Here is an 18,084-nt window from a genome sequence, read left to right on the forward strand (position 1 = left end):
ACTTTTGACGCTTGTCTATCCATTTAAATTCCTTGAGCATCCTTAATCCATCATCAAAAATCCTACGGAAAAAAGCATCTGATTTTTCTAAAAAAAACCAAAAACGCCCACCTCTAATAATGAAGGTGAGCGTAAAAAGCGCAACTTTAACAAACCAATGCCTCCATTCGTAGAGCTTTAGCACTGTGCGGCATAGGATAAACCAGCTACATTAAAAACTACCTTAATTCGATAGTTCCTGTTGACCCATTGGCGTCTTTAGACGTTTTTGGGCAGCAGCGTATCTCCAGCACAGGAGCCTCACCTAACGAGGTTTCATTCAATTATCACTAATAATGTTAAAGCAAGATCAGATGAATGTCAATAAACAAACTTTATATAGCATATTGTCTAAATAAGTACTCGCAAAGAATAAAGACGATAAATAATTGCCTTAATTCTTGAAGTCATTGATACGTATAGATCCTTATTGTATATGCTAAACTGTTCTTGCCCTGCATTGGGGCAAAGGCTCCTTCGTCAGAAAACCTAATATATCTTATTACATCTTTGATCCCTCGCTGTAAGCTCTCTGGAATTTGGGCATAGCCAAAAAAACTTCTCCATTCCTGTGAATGGAGAAGCAAAAGTTATACTAACATCTCTTCTGTATTTTATTTCGATCCAATTCCACTGGTGTCATTGGTTCGTTAGCAAATTCATGCTCAAATTGTCTCGGCGATGTTTCTTTAATTGTTTCATGATCATTGCGTCCTTTTTGTTTACGCTCTTTCTTGTCATGTTTCATTTTATCACCTCCACATCTATAGCTTGCTTAAAAGGAGTTAAACTATACAGAGGTTATAAGCACCAACTGAACCACAAAAGGGGAACAGATGACACGACAAAATGCGCTTTGGCTTATTACGCCTAGATTTTTTTCAGCTTTGCTCGATCAATCTCCCGCAGAGCTTAGAATTTGATCTTTTTTAGGGCAATTTTTTAACAGTAAAAAACCAACGGCTCAAACACAGAAGAAACCGTTGGTCATCATTTGTTTAAACCAAACACGCTGGGAGGGATTATAAAAAATGAACAATATAGCATGATTTCAATTTTAGTGTAAAAAAAATATGTGCGAATTAACGGGGCTTGCAACTATATCATTCCCAAAATAACAGGAAATACCAATAACATAATTAGTATAGTGAAAACTATTCTATACTTCATTTCTTTATGAGTATTTGATTTTTTCTTTCTTGCATAAACAAAAAAGTATACAGCACATACCACCATTAAACATGATGAAGCCAAAGTAAGTAATGTTGCGTTCATGGTTTTACACACCTTCCGATTTTTATAATGGCTCTACATTAAAAATTCCTACCCAAGTTACACCGACATAAACACCATTTCCTTTATTATTTGCATTTACTCTTGCAGCCACAAGAGACCAATCTGAAGGGAAGCTCTCGCAGAAACTTAAGTAGGGAAATCCGCCCAATGATCTCCTTTATTACTACATTATATTCAACGCTATATGTTAAAAACCTCTCTCTTTAATACAAAAAAATATTTTATTTTCGAATATGTATAAAGGTGCTGTGTAATTTATGATTTTCTAATAAAAATAAAAAAAAGCTAAAACATTGATGCAACAACGTTTTAGCCAATTCAGAAACCTTCTAAGCTAAACAAAGTTAACTTAAAAACACGCTCGGAGGGATTCGAACCCCCGACACACGGTACCGGAAACCGATGCTCTATCCCCTGAGCTACGAGCGCATAGTCTTTTTTAAGACAAAGATCATTATAACCGATCTATCATTATATTTCAATTGAAAAAATTTTTATCCAGTTTAAGATTTATTTAGCATATCATGATAAGGGTCTGTTATAATTTTAATCAAGGTTTATTTTGCCAATCATTCGGGGAAAATATCAACTAGGTTTATTGAAGTTATTTTATTTGACCTTTATTGACCAATTAGATATTATAAGGTTAATGAAGCAATCAAGTACACAATGAAGGAGGAAAAATAAAAAATGAATTTAATTCCAACAGTAATTGAACAAACTAATCGTGGAGAGCGCGCTTATGATATTTATTCTCGCTTGCTAAAAGATCGTATTATTATGTTAGGAAGTGCGATTGATGACAATGTAGCTAATAGCATTGTTGCTCAATTATTATTTTTAGAAGCTGAAAGCTCTGATAAAGATATCTCACTTTACATCAACTCTCCTGGAGGGTCGATCACAGCTGGAATGGCGATCTATGATACTATGCAGTTTATTAAAGCAGATGTGTCAACAATTTGTGTAGGAATGGCAGCATCGATGGGAGCTTTCTTATTAGCAGCTGGAGCTCCTGGTAAGCGTTATGCTCTACCAAATAGTGAGGTCATGATCCATCAACCACTTGGTGGAACTCAAGGTCAAGCATCAGATATTCAAATCCATGCAAAACGTATTATTGAAATGCGTGAAAAATTAAATCAAATTTTATCTGATCGTACTGGTCAACCAATTGAAGTTATTGAAAAAGACACAGATCGTGATAATTTCATGTCTGCTACGGCTGCCCAGAAATATGGGTTAATCGACAAAGTCATGGAGAAAAAGTAATAGATAGAAAAACCCGCTAATCTCACGGCTCCAATTCATTTTGGAGAACAGACTTAGCGGGCTTTTTTTCATTTCTATCGCAGTGTTACTGGCTGTTGGCTCAACTAACGTTCAGTTGAGGATGGAAAAAAACCCACTGCACGAAGTTTCACTTTATTGGCCACCATACAGCTCTTCTAAAGGCTTGGTAATGGTACGACTAATATTGTTAATAAGGTCATTAACACGTTGTTCTTGCTCCATTAATTGTGAAATTTGTTCATGTTGCTGAACAGTCTCAACCACTTTACGTGCTTTATCTACTTCTTCTTCAGTAATTTCTAATCCTTGCATTTGTTTTTGTTGAAGTTCGATCTGCGTATTACGAAAATCATCAAACATTCTCTTTGCTATTTCATCATTCATAACCGCGTCATAAGCTGATTTTAATGCATTAAATTCTTCACTTTTACGAATCGCTAGCTCGAGGGCTACTGCACTTTCCTGAATTGCTGACATAAATAAATCCTCCTAAAATATAGTGACCAAGATGGCCGTTCACCTTACACTGTTCCACTATAACAAACTTCGCCTATTAATCCAAATATATTCATTCTTAAAATTCCAATTTTATCTGGGTTCCTTCCTATTCCTAAAACTGTATGATTTGGTTTAACGGTCTTTTTAAACCATAGTAAAAATAGATAAGTCTTTACAAATCTTTGCTATGATTAATAATATAATTAAAGGCATACAAGGAGTTGAAAATCATGAATAAAAAGTTAATATACGGAATAGTTCTCCTATTTACAATGATGAGTCTGGTTGCTTGTAGTGGCTATCAAGCTACATTATACACGTTCCAGCAAACAAATAATCCTGATCAAATATCACTCACTATTAAACGGTTTAGCGGAGATAAAACAGAGCAACTGACTTTGAATCGTTTCTCATCGATTGACCTTGAAGCAACAATTGAACAAGGGGATCTCAACATAAGCTTAATTAGTCCCGAAGGTCAGGTGATATTTGAAGAACAGCTTAATAAAGAATCCGCATTAGCACTTCGCGACGTGCATTACCCTGCAGGTGATTACAACTTAACACTTGCAGCAGATCAAGCACAAGATGTTTCCATTCAATTACTATTTTCAGAATAATATGATTAACTTCCTAAAGCTTTCAACAAGCTTGTCGCACCGTTCCGTATGTAAACGAGTCTGTTCATTTTTAAATGACTGTCACTTGCAGTCGTTTAAAGATGGCAGACTGAAGTGTGATAAGATAAGCTTATCTGTTATGTCTCGATACCAACCGCTATCAGACCACGATTTCAAAGTATGCTCAACAAATCTCATTTGTTATAATTAAAAATAATAATTAAAGGGAGCTCGCATATGATCGATCAATTAAAACAACTTTTTCCTAGTTTATTAACAAATCAGCAGATAAGTCCAGATCAGTCAACTGACTATAAGTGGTTTACAACACCAAATAATGAAGTAATCGGAATAAAAGATACAGAGCTTGTCAATAAAGATCAAGCCTTACTCAGTCTGTTTCTGACACCTTACCACGGTGCTCATCCACCGGTAACTGCCAAAGAGCACGCTTGGTACAAGCTATTATTTGAAAAAGGGTTAAATCAATTAACAGAACGACCAGAGTTTTACCGCCTTGTGTATTTCTCATTGTCAAAGCCACTTGCTGATCCGCTCGCCTTTCGTGAAGCGATTACAGGTTTGTATCCTGAACAGCCGATCATCATTTGGATTGATCAACAAACAGGCATAATCATTGAGCAAGAAGTGTTTAATGATGAGGAAAGTATTTCATATCTTGACATGGTAGAAGTATTCACCAGTGATTTTTTTCTTGACCTTCGCTTTTTTATTGGTCCTTATCTGACTGACTTAACTGATGCTAAAGCTTACTTTCAGTGGATGAAAGCCACCTTTAAACGATTAGAACCATTTAATATTAAGCGTGTTATTACCTATGTCAATGCAGTTCCCTATCTTTTACCCACTTTAACAGCTCAAACCGATCAACACTTCCTAGTAAGATTAATTTTAAAGGATACTTTAGGTGATGAAGAATTACTTAGAACCATTCAAATTTTTCTAGAATGTAATTCAAACATTAGTCTGGCCGCTAAAGAAATGTACATGCACCGGAATAGCCTACAGTATCGAATCGATAAATTTATTGAAAAAACACAGATCGATGTCAAGCAATTTGAAGGCGCACTGGCTGTCTACCTCATTTTACTTCTTAAAAAGCAGTTAGAGCGGATTCAATGATTAATAATATGTAAGCGTGCACAAATAGGTATTGAAGTTTTTGTGCATGGTAACCATTTACCTATTCGCCAAAATTATATAAACTAATGGCATCAAGTGAAACGCTTTCATTTTCTTGAAGGAGGACATTTTAATGGCTGAGTTAGTACTAAAAAATATTGACAAAATTTATGACAAAGATGGGGTCAAAGCAGTTGATGACTTCAACCTTGAAATTAAGGACAAAGAGTTTATCGTATTTGTAGGACCATCTGGTTGTGGTAAGTCAACAACTTTACGTATGATTGCAGGACTTGAGGAAATTACATCTGGTGAGTTTTATATCGATGATAAACTAATGAATGATGTCGCTCCTAAGGATCGTGACATTGCGATGGTATTCCAAAACTATGCCCTTTACCCACACATGAATGTATACGATAACATGGCATTTGGGTTAAAGCTCCGTAAGTTCCGTAAAGACGAAATTGAACGCCGAGTGAAAAATGCAGCACAAATTCTTGGCTTAGAGGCATATTTAGATCGTAAGCCTAAGGCACTTTCGGGTGGACAGCGCCAACGTGTAGCATTAGGTCGGGCGATTGTACGTGATGCAAAAGTGTTCTTAATGGATGAGCCGTTATCAAACCTTGACGCTAAGCTGCGTGGACAGATGCGTGCAGAAATTCAAAAGTTACACCAACGCCTACAAACTACTACTATTTATGTAACACACGATCAAACCGAAGCAATGACAATGGCAACACGTATTGTCGTACTTAAAGATGGTGTTATTCAACAAGTTGGTGCACCTAAAGAGGTTTATGACAAGCCTGATAATATCTTTGTAGCAGGTTTTATAGGTTCACCTGCGATGAACTTCTTTAACGGTAAGCTTGAGGAGAATGGTTTTAGCGTTTCTCCAAAACAAACGATTAGCATACCAGAAGGTAAAATGAAAGTCTTGCGTGAACAAGGCTACGTAGGAAAAGATGTCGTTCTCGGTATTCGCCCTGAAGATATTCATGATGAGCCTGTTTTCCTTGATGCAAACCCTGGCTCAACGATCACTGCAGAGATAGAAGTAGCCGAATTAATGGGTTCAGAATCTTACTTATATTCTAAGCTAGCTGATCAAGAATTTATTGCACGTGTTGATTCACGTACAGATATTCAAGGCGGCGAGTCCTTAAAGCTAGCATTCGATATGCATAAATGTCATTTCTTTGATGTTGAAACAGAGCAAACCATAAGATAATTTAGTATACCCCCCTTTTATATATAGAGAGACATCCTCTAAATTGGATGTCTCTCTTTTATGTTTTGATATTCAGTTAACGATCGTTTTTATTATCGAAATGAATTTAAACCTATTATGCTCTAGGCCCAATTTGTTGTTGTGCTTCCTGCACAAGTCTTTTCGTAATTTCACCACCAATTGATCCATTGGCACGTGATGTTTCACTAGGACCTGGATTTACTCCAAACTCCTGAGCAATTTCATACTTCATTTGTTCGAGTTGGGCTTCAACACCAGGAACAACTAATTTGTTAGAGCTACTTCTATCAGCCATTGTTGTCCACCTCCTTAATCGTTAGTGTAAAACAATCGCTGAAAATTATGACTGTGTTTGACTGGTTGTAAAGGAATATTCCGCTAAGTCTGATTAGATCATGCGTTTAGGATCAACGAGTTGATCAAATTCCGATGCGGTCAACATCCCTAAAGCTATGGCGGCCTGCTTCAATGTCGTTCCCTCATGATAGGCCTTTTTTACAATTTTAGCTGTTTGCTCATAACCGAGATGAGGGGTTAACGCTGTTACGAGCATAAGCGAGGCGTTAAGGTAGTCAGTCATTTTCTCTTCATTAGCCTTTAGACCGATTAAGCATCGATCCGTAAATGAACGCATCGCATCACTTAGTAACCGAACCGATTGTAGAAAATTATAAGCAATAACGGGTTTGAACACATTTAATTGAAATTGCCCTTGACTGGCTGCAATACCAATCGTTGTATCGTTGCCCATGACTTGGACAGTGACCATCGTTAATGCCTCAGCTTGAGTCGGATTAACTTTCCCTGGCATAATTGAACTACCAGGTTCATTAGCAGGGAGTTCAATTTCACCAATTCCCGCACGTGGTCCACTGGCTAGCCATCTAATATCATTTGCTATTTTCATTAAGTCAGCTGCTAATGCCTTAAGCGTACCGTGGGCCCGCACTAACTGATCATGACTTGTTAGGGCATGAAATTTATTTGCTGCTGAGCAAAAAGTAGTTTCGGTTAGGTTACTTAATTCCACAGCAACTTCATATCCAAAGCTTGGATCTGCATTAAGCCCTGTTCCAACTGCTGTCCCGCCGATGGCAAGCTCACGAAGATAAGTTAAATCCTCTAATATCATTTGCTTCATTTTTTCCAACATATGCTGCCATCCGCTCACCTCTTGACCAAACGTTAGCGGTGTGGCATCTTGTAGATGTGTTCTACCTATTTTAATCAAATCTTGATACTGTTGACTAAGCTCAGCTAGCGTTGCTTCCATATTACTCATTGCCGGTAGTAATTCCTCTTCCAATGCTAATACACTCGCAACATGCATAGCAGTTGGAAACGTGTCATTTGAACTTTGTGATCGATTTAAGTCATCGTTGGGATGAAGCGTTTCAGAAGCGTTTTTTTCTTTTAGGATGCTATTCCCTATGTAAGCTAACACTTCGTTAATATTCATGTTCGTTTGTGTCCCACTACCTGTTTGCCAAACAACAAGCGGGAAATGCTCAATTACTTGTTCTTTCTGGTTTAATACATAATCACAAGCTTGTTTTATCGCCTCTACTTTTTCTTCTGTTAAACGACCTAGTCTACCATTAACAATTGCTGCACTCCGTTTGAGCATGACAAAAGCGTAAATGAGCCGTTCTGGTATCATTTCCTGACCAATTGGGAAATTTTCTAAACTACGTTGGGTTTGAGCACCCCAAAATTTAGTCTGATCAACATGGACTTCTCCTAGAGTATCATGTTCTACCCGTGTTCTCATCATATCTCCCCCTGCTATTTTCCTCTATTCTATCACAACAACTTATCAATATATTTGCCATATTTTTCGAATGTATCTGAGTAACCTATCCCTAACGCTTGAGTTCGTGGCTTTTATTTTACAAAAAAACTGTTGAAGTCAAATTACATTAACTTCAACAGTCAAAACGTAATCCTGCAGAGTCAAGTCCTGCTGATATATTTCGCTATCGGAATTCCCACATACCCGTAAGTGCCAAAGGTCATTAAAATGAATAACAACCTCATGTTCCAACACCTCTTCTTTTAGGTAAGGTCACTATACACAATCAGGCTATCTTCAAGGAAGTTAGCTAATAGCTACATGCTAGTCGAAATATTATACTTAGAACAAACTAAGTAGCGGACAAGCTTAAGCTGTCCGCTGCTAGTTCCAGTGCTGAACCATTTTCTTGTGTTCAGACACCTTAATACTCCCATGAATAGTGTTTATTTTGTTCACAAATTCGTTTAAATTGAGCAGGATCGTTGCTGTCAATAGCTTTATTAATCTTCCGATCAAAGTTAGCTTTATTATGCTCCGAAACAAGTGCGTCCATAACAAGTTGTGCGATCAGTTTGACTTCAAACGGCATCTCACGCTTAGCTATAAGAGGATAGCTAAAGAAGTTACGACGTAAACAATAATTTACTTTTTGTTTCTTCAACGATCTCAACTCCTTCTTAAGGACTAACAAAATTTATTTCTATATACCCATTATATCGGATTTGTAAACGATTTACTAATGGGTTTTTTTCATTAAAACAGGGGAAAGTATGATTAAGCGTACCAAACGAATAGATTTTGGCATCCACCAACTTGATTGGAGCCGATCAGTTATGATGATTAAACGAACTATTTTTTCTCTAGACCCACAGGAATTCTGCATGATAAGCTATTTTTATGAAATCAGAGAAGGGAAAAAATAAAAAAATGAATCAATATGATCAATTAAAAAGAGGAGAAACCGGTGCATGGTTAAGCATTACAGTCTATCTCCTACTAGCTGCAATAAAAGTCATTATTGGTAACTTATCAAATTCTCAAGCTTTACAAGCTGATGGATTAAATAATACAACAGATGTGATCGCATCTTTAGCCGTCCTGATTGGCTTGCGTATTTCGCGTAAGCCACCTGATAGTGATCATCATTATGGACACTTTCGCGCTGAACTAATTGCCTCATTAATCGCATCATTTATTATGGTGACAGTCGGCTTTCAAGTTATCGTTCAGTCGATTCAACTCATTTGGAATCGATCTCATACCCAGCCAGATATGATAGCTGCGTGGATAGCCTTAGCTTCATCGCTAATTATGTTAGCTGTCTATTGGTTTAATTCACGATTGGCTAAGCGGATCAATAGTTCATCTTTACATGCAGCTTCACAAGATAATCGATCAGATGCACTAATTAGTTTTGGAGCATTTATTGGCATTATCGGAGCCCAAATTGGTTGGTATTGGCTTGATCCGGTAGCTGGGCTGATTGTCGGAATTCTGATCGTTCATACCGCTTGGAGTATTTTTAGAAATTCCAGCCATTCATTAACGGATGGCTTTGATCAAGATTTAATCGAGGTTATACGAGAGCATATCGCTAAAGATCAAGAAGTTATTGAGGTACGAGATATTAAAGGTCGACGCCATGGAAATCAAACATTACTCGATATTATTATTTACGTCGACCCAAATATAACGGTTGAGCATGGACACAAAATTACCGATCGTATTGAGGAAACGTTAGAGCAGGAGCTAAATATTCCATATGCTCACATCCATGTTGAGCCTTATCACCAAGAATCAAAGCATAAAATAAACAACAGCAGAGGCTCCAAGTACGATTAAAACAGTATGAACACGTAAAAGTGACAATACAATGGCTACAATACCACCTATTAATCCTACAAGGGGACGATCTGGTAAGACGTTCAAAATACCAGGAAATATTAATGCGCCAAGCGCTGCATAAGGAACGGCTTCAAGCCAACGTCCAACCCAGTTAGGAAATTTAATGAGATCAACAATAAAAGCAGGAATAATTCTTGGTCCAATCGTGACAACTGCCATTAAAATAATAACAAATATTGGCGACATTAATCTTCCCTCCTAATCAGAAAAATCCCTAAAAAGCTAGCAGTAACTGTCGCCAAAACGATTGACCAGCCTTCTTGCCAGATCTTGGAGAAACCATAATTTAACAGCATCGCCAAACATGCAATGAGGCCATATCGTACATTTGATTTAATGGCTGGTACGAGTAATGCAATAAACATCGCATACAAGGCTATACCTAAGCTTTGGCTTATTGAGCTCGGCATAATATCACCAACGATACCTCCGAGAAATGAACCCGTTATCCAAGATAGATACGCACCAGTAAATAGAGCGATATAGAAGTAATACCCCTTATCTTCTTGCAACGCTTTTGGCTGAGTGGAAGCGACTGAAAAGGATTCATCGGTTAGCCCCATGGCAAGTAGAGCTTTCCAGCGAAGCGGGAAAGCCCTTGCTCGATGCATAAAAGATAAACTCAAAACAAAATGCCGAAAATTTAAGACAAATGTAGCAAGGATAATTTCAATTGAACCTGCACCAATGGCGAGCATATTGGTTCCCATAAATTGTGCCGCTCCTGCATAAACAAGTACGCTCATACTTGTTAATTCTAGCAAACTCAGCCCTGCTTGCTGTGCAATGACACCATAAGTGACTGCAATTGGAAAGTAGCCAAGCATAATCGGTATTCCAACGGCTAGTCCTTTTTTAATTTGTAGCTTTGCTTGCATAGCTACTCCCCCTCTATCTATTTTTTCTCTGTATCCACCTATTTTTTTATGATCAAAAAAATTATAACTCATCACAAAAATACCGTCATCGAACTTGACTAAATTCATAAAGTTAAGGCTTGCCTGGGTGTTAGTAAAGACAAGAGCAGTTGCTGCCATCCTCTGAATAAAACATTCATGACCGATACTCTCTTAACCGAATTTAGATGTTTGTTTGGAAAGATGGTTTACTCCGACATTTAAGGTATACAAAAAGCTAGCTAATTAGCTAGCTTTCTTGTTCAGTTAAAATTAATGGGCCATCTTGTGTAATGATAATGGTATGTTCAAATTGTGCTGAACGCTCACCGTCTACTGTACGTGCGGTCCAGTTATTATCATCCATTTTACTATGCCATGACCCTTCATTCAGCATCGGTTCGATAGTAATGGCCATCCCCTCTTTAAGACGAGTACCTTTACCAGGCAAACCGTAGTGCGGAATATGGGGCGCCTCGTGGATTGATGGTCCAATTCCATGTCCGGTAAAATCACGGACCACTGCATACCCTTCTGCCTCAGCATATTGTTGGATTGCATGGCCAATATCACCGATTCGATTGCCAACCTGTGCTTGCTCAATTCCTTTATATAGAGAAGTCTTCGTGACATTCAAAAAACGTTCTGTTTTTTCATCTACATCACCTACTGCGTATGTCCAAGCCGAGTCTGCTAGACCACCATTAAGATTAACGACCATATCAATCGTGACAATATCACCATTCTTTAATGCTTCATCACGCGGAAAACCGTGACAAATCTCATCATTGATTGAGGCGCATGTGGCATATTTATAGCCATTATACCCCTTCTGTTCAGGCGTTGCTCCATGTTCAGCTAAATATTTTTCTACAAATTGATCAATTTGTTTAGTTGTCACTCCTGGTTTAATCAGCTTAGCGAGTTCTTTATGGACTTCAGCGAGCAATTTACCTGCTTCAGCCATCATTTCTATTTCACGTTTACTTTTACGCTGAATCATTTAATCTTATTCCCCCCTTCTATCCATACATACTATATCATATTTTATTGATAAATGTGCTAATACTTTCTAAACAAGAGCTTTGGTTATTTAGCAATACATTGATGTAAAAGTAGGTATTTCCAACCAGACATCGAGACAGACTTAAACATTCCTCATTAGGAGCCCCGTTCTCCTGTCTAAAGCAAAACGTGATCCCCTTTTCTCGTTAACTTATCCAATTAATTTCCAATGAAATAAACAAAACTGTACTCCAGCCCCTAGATCATCTAGCCTGAAGCACAGTTGATTCGTTGTCCGATTACACGAAATTGATGTACGGTACATCCCCCTCTTGCCCTCTTACATACTTACATTTGTTAATCGTTATTTGACCCGTTTCTTAACCTTATCATTTAACAACTTCTTGGATCATAGCTAGGCTTTGATTTAATTTCTAATCACACGCACACCGTAAACACCACCGGCAATTTTTCCTTCTGGAGCCTCAAAACATACGTGGACGCTATTCTTTCCATTTGTTAAAGACTGAGGTATTGGATAAGCCTGATCAACTAACTGTTTGGGATTGGTTCCAGTTAACGTTTCTGTTGCGATGCATGCTTGATCGACTAAAATATTAAATTGTCTCGGGTAGCTCTTTCCATCAATAAATATTTCTTGGTCATTCCCATAGTAAGTCACAATTAAAGTATTGGCTTGTTCAGCCTCTACAGCAAGCTGATAGCTAAAATAGCCTCCATCACGAGCATCACGATAGTGGCGATCAACAAGATTCAAATAGCCGGTTGAGGATTGCTTAGCTTGAATATCATGCTCGATCTCAGGCTGTTGCTCTCCTGGCTGGACATAATCCACGGTCATGCTGCGTAATTTTTTCGCCTTTTGGTCAGCATCTTGCTGGTAAGACTGATAGTCTTGCTCGCTCATGACTTGCCAATAAATAGTGTAACGCTCATGATGTAGACGATAGAACGGAATCATTGTCACACTTTTTTGACCTGGTTCCCCGATTGGCCTTGATGTAAAAGTTAGTGTAGCTGGATCAGTTAATTCCAGCCAAGCGCTTGGTTCTTCAGTGGTGACTAAAGTTGGTACATCAATTAGAGGATAATTATTGTAGACTAAATGATCTGCTACAATATCTGTTTCCGGAAAACGGTCATGACCAAGCTTGCCAGCTAATACAATTGGACCATACAGAAACGCTTTATGATGAGGATTATCCTTAGCTGTATATGTGTGTAAGCTCATCGGTAAATCCCACGTTATACAGTCTCCTTGATGCCAGTGACGTGTCAGCTTAAGGTAGCCATGCTCAACATGAGCTTCAACATTTTCACCATTAATGCTAACATTCATCTCACCTGTTAACCAATAAGGAACACGAATTAAAATCGTATGCGTAGCTCCATTTGCTTCGGTTACCAGTAACTTGCTCTTCTGCTGATATGGAAATTGCGTTTCTTGTTTCAACTTAATTTGATTAGCTAGGGTAAACTCTGAAGCAATAAATAAATTAACATAAATTTTATCATCTATTCGCGTATAAATATTTTTAGCATAGCGTGCAGGATTCTCCATACCCGAACCTGTACAACACCAAAAGGATTGATCTGGTGTACAGTAAACTTTAAAGTGACCGGGTTCTGTAGAGATAAAATACGTTTTCATCCCTGACTCAGGGTCCTGTGATGCCAAAATATGATTAAATAAGGCGTTCTCATAATAATCCATATAGCGACTGTCAGGTGACCAAGCAAATAAATACTCCGTCAGCTTTAACATATTATACGTATTACATGTTTCAGTTGTTAAGATACCAAGTGGCTCAGTATCAACAGGACCAAAGTGCTCAGCATTACTGTTACCTCCAATCACATAGGAGTGATGATGAATAACTTGCTCCCAGAAAAATCGAGCTATTTTTTGATACTCTTCTTTTTCTGTTACATCGTAAAGCCGAGCTACCCCAATGACTTTTGGAATTTGTGTATTGGCATGTTTGCCTGCTAAATCATCAACTTCGTTTAACAGTGGGGATAGTATCCTTAAGTCATTAAAACGTTCAGCTAAATTAAGAAAACGTTTATCTCCAGTAATCGTGTATACATCAGCGAATACCTCGTTCATTCCTCCAAACTCACAGATCAGCATATGTTGAAATTGTTGATCTGTAAGCTTAGCTAGTCCTTTGTCTGCCCAATCTGATAGCTTTTCTAAAACCAATCTTGCTTTTTGACAATCTGCTAGTTGATAAGCATCAATAAGTCCTGCAAAAATTTTATGCAGACTATACCATGGAACCCACGATCCCCCTAGCTCAAAGTGTCCGACCCGAAAATCACCTGAAAAAACCTCGTCAAAGCAAGCTCGATTAAAGCCACTAACATAGCCTGATGTATCAAATGATTGAACATGTGCTAATTCATCGACTGCATATTCGAGCTTATCCTTAAGGATCTGATCTCCGGTCACTTTATACATCATCGCTGCTGCTGACAACCAATGACCAATCGAGTGACCAGCAATCTCTTTTTCCTCCCAGCCACCGTAACGTTTCGCTTTAGGCTTCTGTCCTGCTGCTTCATAACAAGGGGCAATTAATCGATCTAGATCAAGAACAACGAGATAAGTCTTACCTTTTTGTTCGGAATCCTTAAATAATCCTTGCGTCAATATCACTTTTTCCATATCTAACATCCTTCTTCTGTTTTTAAATCCAATATGCCATCAACATGGTGGTATGAACATGTCATGTTTTTTAAAAAAGATATCTTTTTTTAATATCTATCCAAAGGATCAGATCTATTTCCATCCATCTATGCTAAAATGAGAGGGAGGTGATTGATTTGCACACGATAGAAATAGCGTCTTATCACATTCCCATGCTCCATGAGATCGGTTATATGGAAGATTTGAATGGAGAATTTCGTCATCCTGATCGATTAATGAAAAGGCTACATGTCTTTATTTTTGTTGTAGCTGGTCAGATGGAGGTTATCGAAGACGGGCAAACATACACGTTAACAGCTGGTCACTTTTTGTTCTTACATAGAGGGGTTAAGCATTGGGGAAACAAATTTTATCAACCTGGTACCAAATGGTACTTTATTCATTTTTTCACTCCTGATCATAAGCAGCTATCGACATGGAATGAGTATCAAACTCCACATTTGCAAACGATGATTCCAGAGGATGGTTATTTTAAGAAGCTGACCTTACCTAAGCATGGTCAAGTACAGTACCTGTCCTATGTAAGACAGCAGCTTAATCAGATGATAACAAATCAAAAGAGTGATGCGATCGAGCGCTCTGTCCAATGTCATAACCTTTTTTTACAACTCTATGCCCTAGCAAAGCAGGCACAGGCTCAGCCACGGCATCAACAAATCGTCAAAGCCATTATTGAGCTTTGTCATCAAAGCGACCATAAGTTAACAAGCGATGACATTGTAGCTCAGATCCATTTAAGCTATCCCTACATTTCCACTATTTTCAAAAAAGAAACAGGACAGACCATTCGACAATATCAAAATCATATTTTAATCGAGCAGGCCATCGATCTGTTCAATAGTACGGATTTCAACATAACTGAAGTGAGTGATCGGTTAGGCTTTGCTAATCCTTATTATTTTAGTCGCATTTTTAAAAAGGTTACCGGGATTAGTCCTTCCCAGTATTTGAATCAACGCTATATTAGAAGTATCCATCGTAAAAATGAGAATTGAAAAGAGGATCCAGAAGAATCCTCTTTTACTATTTAATAGCCGCCGTATCCCCAAGATGCTCCAATAATGATCAGTAAGATAAATAAAACAACAACTAAAGCAAAGCCTGATCCATAACCACCGTATCCTGCACCCATTTATGAACCCTCCTTTTCCTACGAGTCACTTATAGAATATGTTGTTCAGTCTAAAATGGGAAGGGATAACGTAAAAATGGGTAAATGCCTTAAGATTTGTTGGTGATAACCTCTGTTAGATCGGCTTTTTTTTGGTTAACATCTCGCTACTTGAGAGAGATGTTCTCGTTTCACCTCTGTTATGCTTTGGCTCACTAAACATACTGCTTGATACTATAATATTTCCCGTTCTCGATCTGATCGTCATCTACGAGTAGGTTAACCAGAACTTCAGCTACCACTGTCGTATCGCGTAATTGCTTTTCCTCTTTGTATCGTTTAAATTGCTCGACATCAGCAAAAGCCTCCTTATCCACAGAACGGATATCTTGCTGCATACTCGTGTCCATTATACTTGGATCAAATAGGATGGCTTTATTATTTGTATTAAGCTCCTGTTCCTCTAGTGCTACCGTATTTGTATATCGATCTAAACCAGCCTTTGAAGCACCATATGCACTCCAACCATAAGTCGAGCGATTCGCTGCGCCTGAAGTAATATTAACGACTACAGTAGGAATGGCATATGACTTAGCCTTTTTAAGAACAAGCGAAGTGGTCAGCATTGGTGCAACTAAATTGATTTGCATATGAGCCTGGATCGCTTCCATCGTATGATTTGCTACTGTATCAATCGGATTGACTGTGGCGGCATTATTAATTAAATACACTCTTTGCGTCCCTGTTTTAAATATTTGATCATTAATCGTAGCGAATACGTGATCAATCTGATCACCATTGGCTAAATCACATATAAAATGCTGATAGCTAACATTGCGTTCAGTTGCAACCTTTATTAATTCCTTATTTCGATTTCTTGCAATACCAATGACATGTATTCCTTGTTCAAGCAAATGTCGAGCAATGGCAGCTCCCAAGCCTTTCGACGTTCCTGTCACAATCGCATATCTCATTCACCTGATACCTCCATTAGCATTTAATATTAATTTAAGTATAGCTCATTATAAAAGATATGAAAAATCATTGCTGAGTTTTAATGGAGCAAAATCAGTATCTAAGAATAGATAATTGTTTAACCAGCAATAACAGTCACCTACCAGGTAATTAAGAAGTCCTCTAATTAGATTACAAAAAGTGTGTTGCGTATCTTGAAGATCTTTTTTAACCTTCATCATACCAGCATACATGGAATATTTTTGCCAAAGAAAAAGACGATCATTAAGATCGTCCTGTTGCCTCTTCAATCGCTGCTTGAAAAACATCGATAATATCTTTAGCATCTTCAATACCTACTGAAATTCTAACAAGTCCTTTGGTAATGCCTAGCTTTTCCTGCTCAATATTTGATAAGGCACGGTGTGAAGTTGTCCTCGGATAAGACACACTTGTTTCCACACCGGCCAATGTAGGAACAAGCTTTACCCATGCTAAAGATTTAAAGAAGCGTTCAATATCACAGTCCTCATTCAAATCAATGGTAACAATTGCCCCATTCCCCTTAATAGAAGCATATTTGGGATAATAAACTTGCTTAACTTTAGGATTTTGTCTGAACGCCCGAGCAAGTTTTTCAGCATTTCCAACCTGTCGTTCCATTCTTACATCAAGTGTCTTAACTCCTCGACATGCTAACCATGCTTCAAATGGACTGAGTGTTGTTCCAAGATTAACCATTCGCTTTCTTGCTTTGGCTAATAATGTTTGGTGTCCTACCAATACACCTGCTGTCACATCACTATGTCCACCAAGATATTTCGTCGCACTATGCACGACTAAATCAACTCCAAGTTGATAAGGCTGGATCAAATAAGGAGTAGCAAAGGTGTTATCGATCATAGTCAAAAGCTGATGCTGTTTAGCCAGCTCAACGATTGTTGGCAGATGCTCTACCCTTAATAATGGGTTGGTTATCGATTCAGAATATAACAGAGTTGTGTTGGGTTTAATGGCAGATTTAACGGCTGAAATGTTAGTAAAATCAACAAAACTAACCGCTATATTAAAATGAGCAAGCTCATTCACCAAAAGCTCATAGGTACCCCCATATATATCTGATGAAGCGATGATATGATCACCAGCCTTAGTAGTGGCCAAAATGCCAATTAAAATGGCAGACAAGCCTGATGAAGTGGCTATACCTGTAGGTGCTCCCTCTAAAATCGCGACCGCCTGACCCAATTCATCCGTATTAGGGTTGCCGACCCGAGAATATAAATAGCCTTTATCTTCTTGGTAAAATGCCTCTATTTCAGCCAAATCTTTAAATTTGAAGGCTGTTGTTTGATAAATAGGTGTCACTTTGCTCTCTATTGTATCTTTCTTGTTAGTAGAAAAATGAACCGAACGTGTTGCGAAATTATCCTTCAAAACCATTTCCCCCTCTTCACTTTGTTAATACTTTACCTTAGGGGATATTATAATTGCAAGCTTATTCAACTTAAAAAATAGCAGTAAAATTGGATTAAACAGA

At 38.0% G+C, this 18,084-nt stretch carries 18 protein-coding genes, 1 tRNA gene and 1 riboswitch; of the genes, 6 read left to right on the forward strand and 13 right to left on the reverse strand.

Annotation, left to right across the window (positions count from 1 at the left end; all coding sequences use genetic code 11):
- Positions 1 to 155: 155 nt before the first annotated feature.
- Positions 156 to 319: riboswitch (M-box (ykoK) riboswitch) on the reverse strand.
- Between the two features lie 315 nt (positions 320 to 634).
- A complete protein-coding gene (locus tag ASE01S_RS15765; protein WP_157065170.1) occupies positions 635 to 787 on the reverse strand; it encodes a small acid-soluble spore protein O in 153 nt (50 codons plus the stop codon).
- 904 nt (positions 788 to 1,691) lie between these two features.
- A tRNA-Arg gene (locus ASE01S_RS07715) sits at positions 1,692 to 1,764 on the reverse strand.
- A gap of 261 nt (positions 1,765 to 2,025) precedes the next feature.
- On the opposite strand from ASE01S_RS07715, the gene clpP reads away from it, so the two are divergent.
- Positions 2,026 to 2,607, forward strand: a complete 582-nt coding sequence (clpP, locus tag ASE01S_RS07720; RefSeq protein ID WP_067840657.1) for an ATP-dependent Clp endopeptidase proteolytic subunit ClpP — start codon at positions 2,026 to 2,028, stop codon at positions 2,605 to 2,607.
- 153 nt (positions 2,608 to 2,760) lie between these two features.
- Here the strand turns inward: clpP and ASE01S_RS07725 are convergent, their stop codons facing one another.
- Positions 2,761 to 3,105, reverse strand: coding sequence for a YlbF/YmcA family competence regulator (locus ASE01S_RS07725; protein ID WP_067840661.1), 345 nt, complete (start codon positions 3,103 to 3,105; stop codon positions 2,761 to 2,763).
- A 251-nt stretch (positions 3,106 to 3,356) separates the two neighbouring features.
- Here ASE01S_RS07725 and ASE01S_RS07730 point away from each other — a divergent pair, with 251 nt between their 5' ends.
- The 3 genes from ASE01S_RS07730 to ASE01S_RS07740 all read left to right on the forward strand — a co-directional run bounded on the left by ASE01S_RS07730 (position 3,357) and on the right by ASE01S_RS07740 (position 6,126).
- A complete protein-coding gene (locus ASE01S_RS07730; protein ID WP_067840663.1) occupies positions 3,357 to 3,746 on the forward strand; it encodes a hypothetical protein in 390 nt (129 codons plus the stop codon).
- 237 nt (positions 3,747 to 3,983) lie between these two features.
- Positions 3,984 to 4,889 (forward strand): PucR family transcriptional regulator, encoded by a 906-nt coding sequence (locus ASE01S_RS07735; protein WP_067840664.1) that lies wholly within the window; start codon positions 3,984 to 3,986, stop codon positions 4,887 to 4,889.
- Between the two features lie 133 nt (positions 4,890 to 5,022).
- Entirely contained in the window at positions 5,023 to 6,126 is a 1,104-nt protein-coding gene (locus tag ASE01S_RS07740) for an ABC transporter ATP-binding protein (protein WP_067840669.1), read from the forward strand.
- A 115-nt stretch (positions 6,127 to 6,241) separates the two neighbouring features.
- On the opposite strand, the gene ASE01S_RS07745 is transcribed toward ASE01S_RS07740, so the two are convergent.
- The 3 genes from ASE01S_RS07745 to ASE01S_RS07755 all read right to left on the reverse strand — a co-directional run bounded on the left by ASE01S_RS07745 (position 6,242) and on the right by ASE01S_RS07755 (position 8,603).
- Positions 6,242 to 6,442 carry an alpha/beta-type small acid-soluble spore protein gene (locus ASE01S_RS07745; RefSeq protein WP_067840671.1) on the reverse strand — a complete coding sequence of 67 codons (201 nt, stop codon included), beginning with the start codon at positions 6,440 to 6,442 and terminating at the stop codon, positions 6,242 to 6,244.
- A 93-nt stretch (positions 6,443 to 6,535) separates the two neighbouring features.
- The gene (fumC, locus tag ASE01S_RS07750) at positions 6,536 to 7,918 is read right to left on the reverse strand and encodes a class II fumarate hydratase (protein ID WP_067840674.1); all 1,383 of its coding nucleotides are present in this window, start codon (positions 7,916 to 7,918) and stop codon (positions 6,536 to 6,538) included.
- A gap of 445 nt (positions 7,919 to 8,363) precedes the next feature.
- Positions 8,364 to 8,603, reverse strand: coding sequence for a hypothetical protein (locus ASE01S_RS07755; protein ID WP_067840676.1), 240 nt, complete (start codon positions 8,601 to 8,603; stop codon positions 8,364 to 8,366).
- A 266-nt stretch (positions 8,604 to 8,869) separates the two neighbouring features.
- Here ASE01S_RS07755 and ASE01S_RS07760 point away from each other — a divergent pair, with 266 nt between their 5' ends.
- The gene (locus ASE01S_RS07760; protein WP_067840678.1) at positions 8,870 to 9,784 is read left to right on the forward strand and encodes a cation diffusion facilitator family transporter; all 915 of its coding nucleotides are present in this window, start codon (positions 8,870 to 8,872) and stop codon (positions 9,782 to 9,784) included.
- Here the strand turns inward: ASE01S_RS07760 and ASE01S_RS07765 are convergent.
- The 4 genes from ASE01S_RS07765 to ASE01S_RS07780 form a co-directional block, all read right to left on the reverse strand.
- A complete protein-coding gene (locus ASE01S_RS07765; RefSeq protein ID WP_067840681.1) occupies positions 9,740 to 10,033 on the reverse strand; it encodes an AzlD domain-containing protein in 294 nt (97 codons plus the stop codon). The two genes, ASE01S_RS07760 and ASE01S_RS07765, sit on opposite strands and share 45 nt — an antisense overlap.
- Positions 10,033 to 10,725 (reverse strand): AzlC family ABC transporter permease, encoded by a 693-nt coding sequence (locus tag ASE01S_RS07770; protein WP_067840683.1) that lies wholly within the window; start codon positions 10,723 to 10,725, stop codon positions 10,033 to 10,035. Before ASE01S_RS07770 ends, ASE01S_RS07765 begins: the two co-directional genes overlap by 1 nt.
- A 268-nt stretch (positions 10,726 to 10,993) precedes the next feature.
- Positions 10,994 to 11,746 carry a type I methionyl aminopeptidase gene (map, locus tag ASE01S_RS07775; protein ID WP_067840685.1) on the reverse strand — a complete coding sequence of 251 codons (753 nt, stop codon included), beginning with the start codon at positions 11,744 to 11,746 and terminating at the stop codon, positions 10,994 to 10,996.
- A 429-nt stretch (positions 11,747 to 12,175) separates the two neighbouring features.
- Positions 12,176 to 14,440: a glycoside hydrolase family 127 protein gene (locus tag ASE01S_RS07780; protein ID WP_067840687.1), complete on the reverse strand. Its 2,265-nt coding sequence runs from the start codon at positions 14,438 to 14,440 to the stop codon at positions 12,176 to 12,178.
- A gap of 158 nt (positions 14,441 to 14,598) precedes the next feature.
- On the opposite strand from ASE01S_RS07780, the gene ASE01S_RS07785 reads away from it, so the two are divergent.
- The gene (locus ASE01S_RS07785; RefSeq protein WP_067840689.1) at positions 14,599 to 15,477 is read left to right on the forward strand and encodes an AraC family transcriptional regulator; all 879 of its coding nucleotides are present in this window, start codon (positions 14,599 to 14,601) and stop codon (positions 15,475 to 15,477) included.
- A 32-nt stretch (positions 15,478 to 15,509) separates the two neighbouring features.
- Here the strand turns inward: ASE01S_RS07785 and ASE01S_RS15520 are convergent, their stop codons facing one another.
- The 3 genes from ASE01S_RS15520 to ASE01S_RS07795 form a co-directional block, all read right to left on the reverse strand.
- The gene (locus ASE01S_RS15520; protein WP_083512051.1) at positions 15,510 to 15,614 is read right to left on the reverse strand and encodes a YjcZ family sporulation protein; all 105 of its coding nucleotides are present in this window, start codon (positions 15,612 to 15,614) and stop codon (positions 15,510 to 15,512) included.
- A gap of 194 nt (positions 15,615 to 15,808) precedes the next feature.
- A complete protein-coding gene (locus ASE01S_RS07790; protein WP_067840691.1) occupies positions 15,809 to 16,567 on the reverse strand; it encodes a (S)-benzoin forming benzil reductase in 759 nt (252 codons plus the stop codon).
- 265 nt (positions 16,568 to 16,832) lie between these two features.
- A complete protein-coding gene (locus ASE01S_RS07795) occupies positions 16,833 to 17,987 on the reverse strand; it encodes a trans-sulfuration enzyme family protein (RefSeq protein WP_083512052.1) in 1,155 nt (384 codons plus the stop codon).
- Positions 17,988 to 18,084 lie beyond the last annotated feature (97 nt).

This window comes from Amphibacillus sediminis NBRC 103570, from assembly GCF_001552275.1.
GTDB lineage: Bacteria > Bacillota > Bacilli > Bacillales > Amphibacillaceae > Amphibacillus_B > Amphibacillus_B sediminis.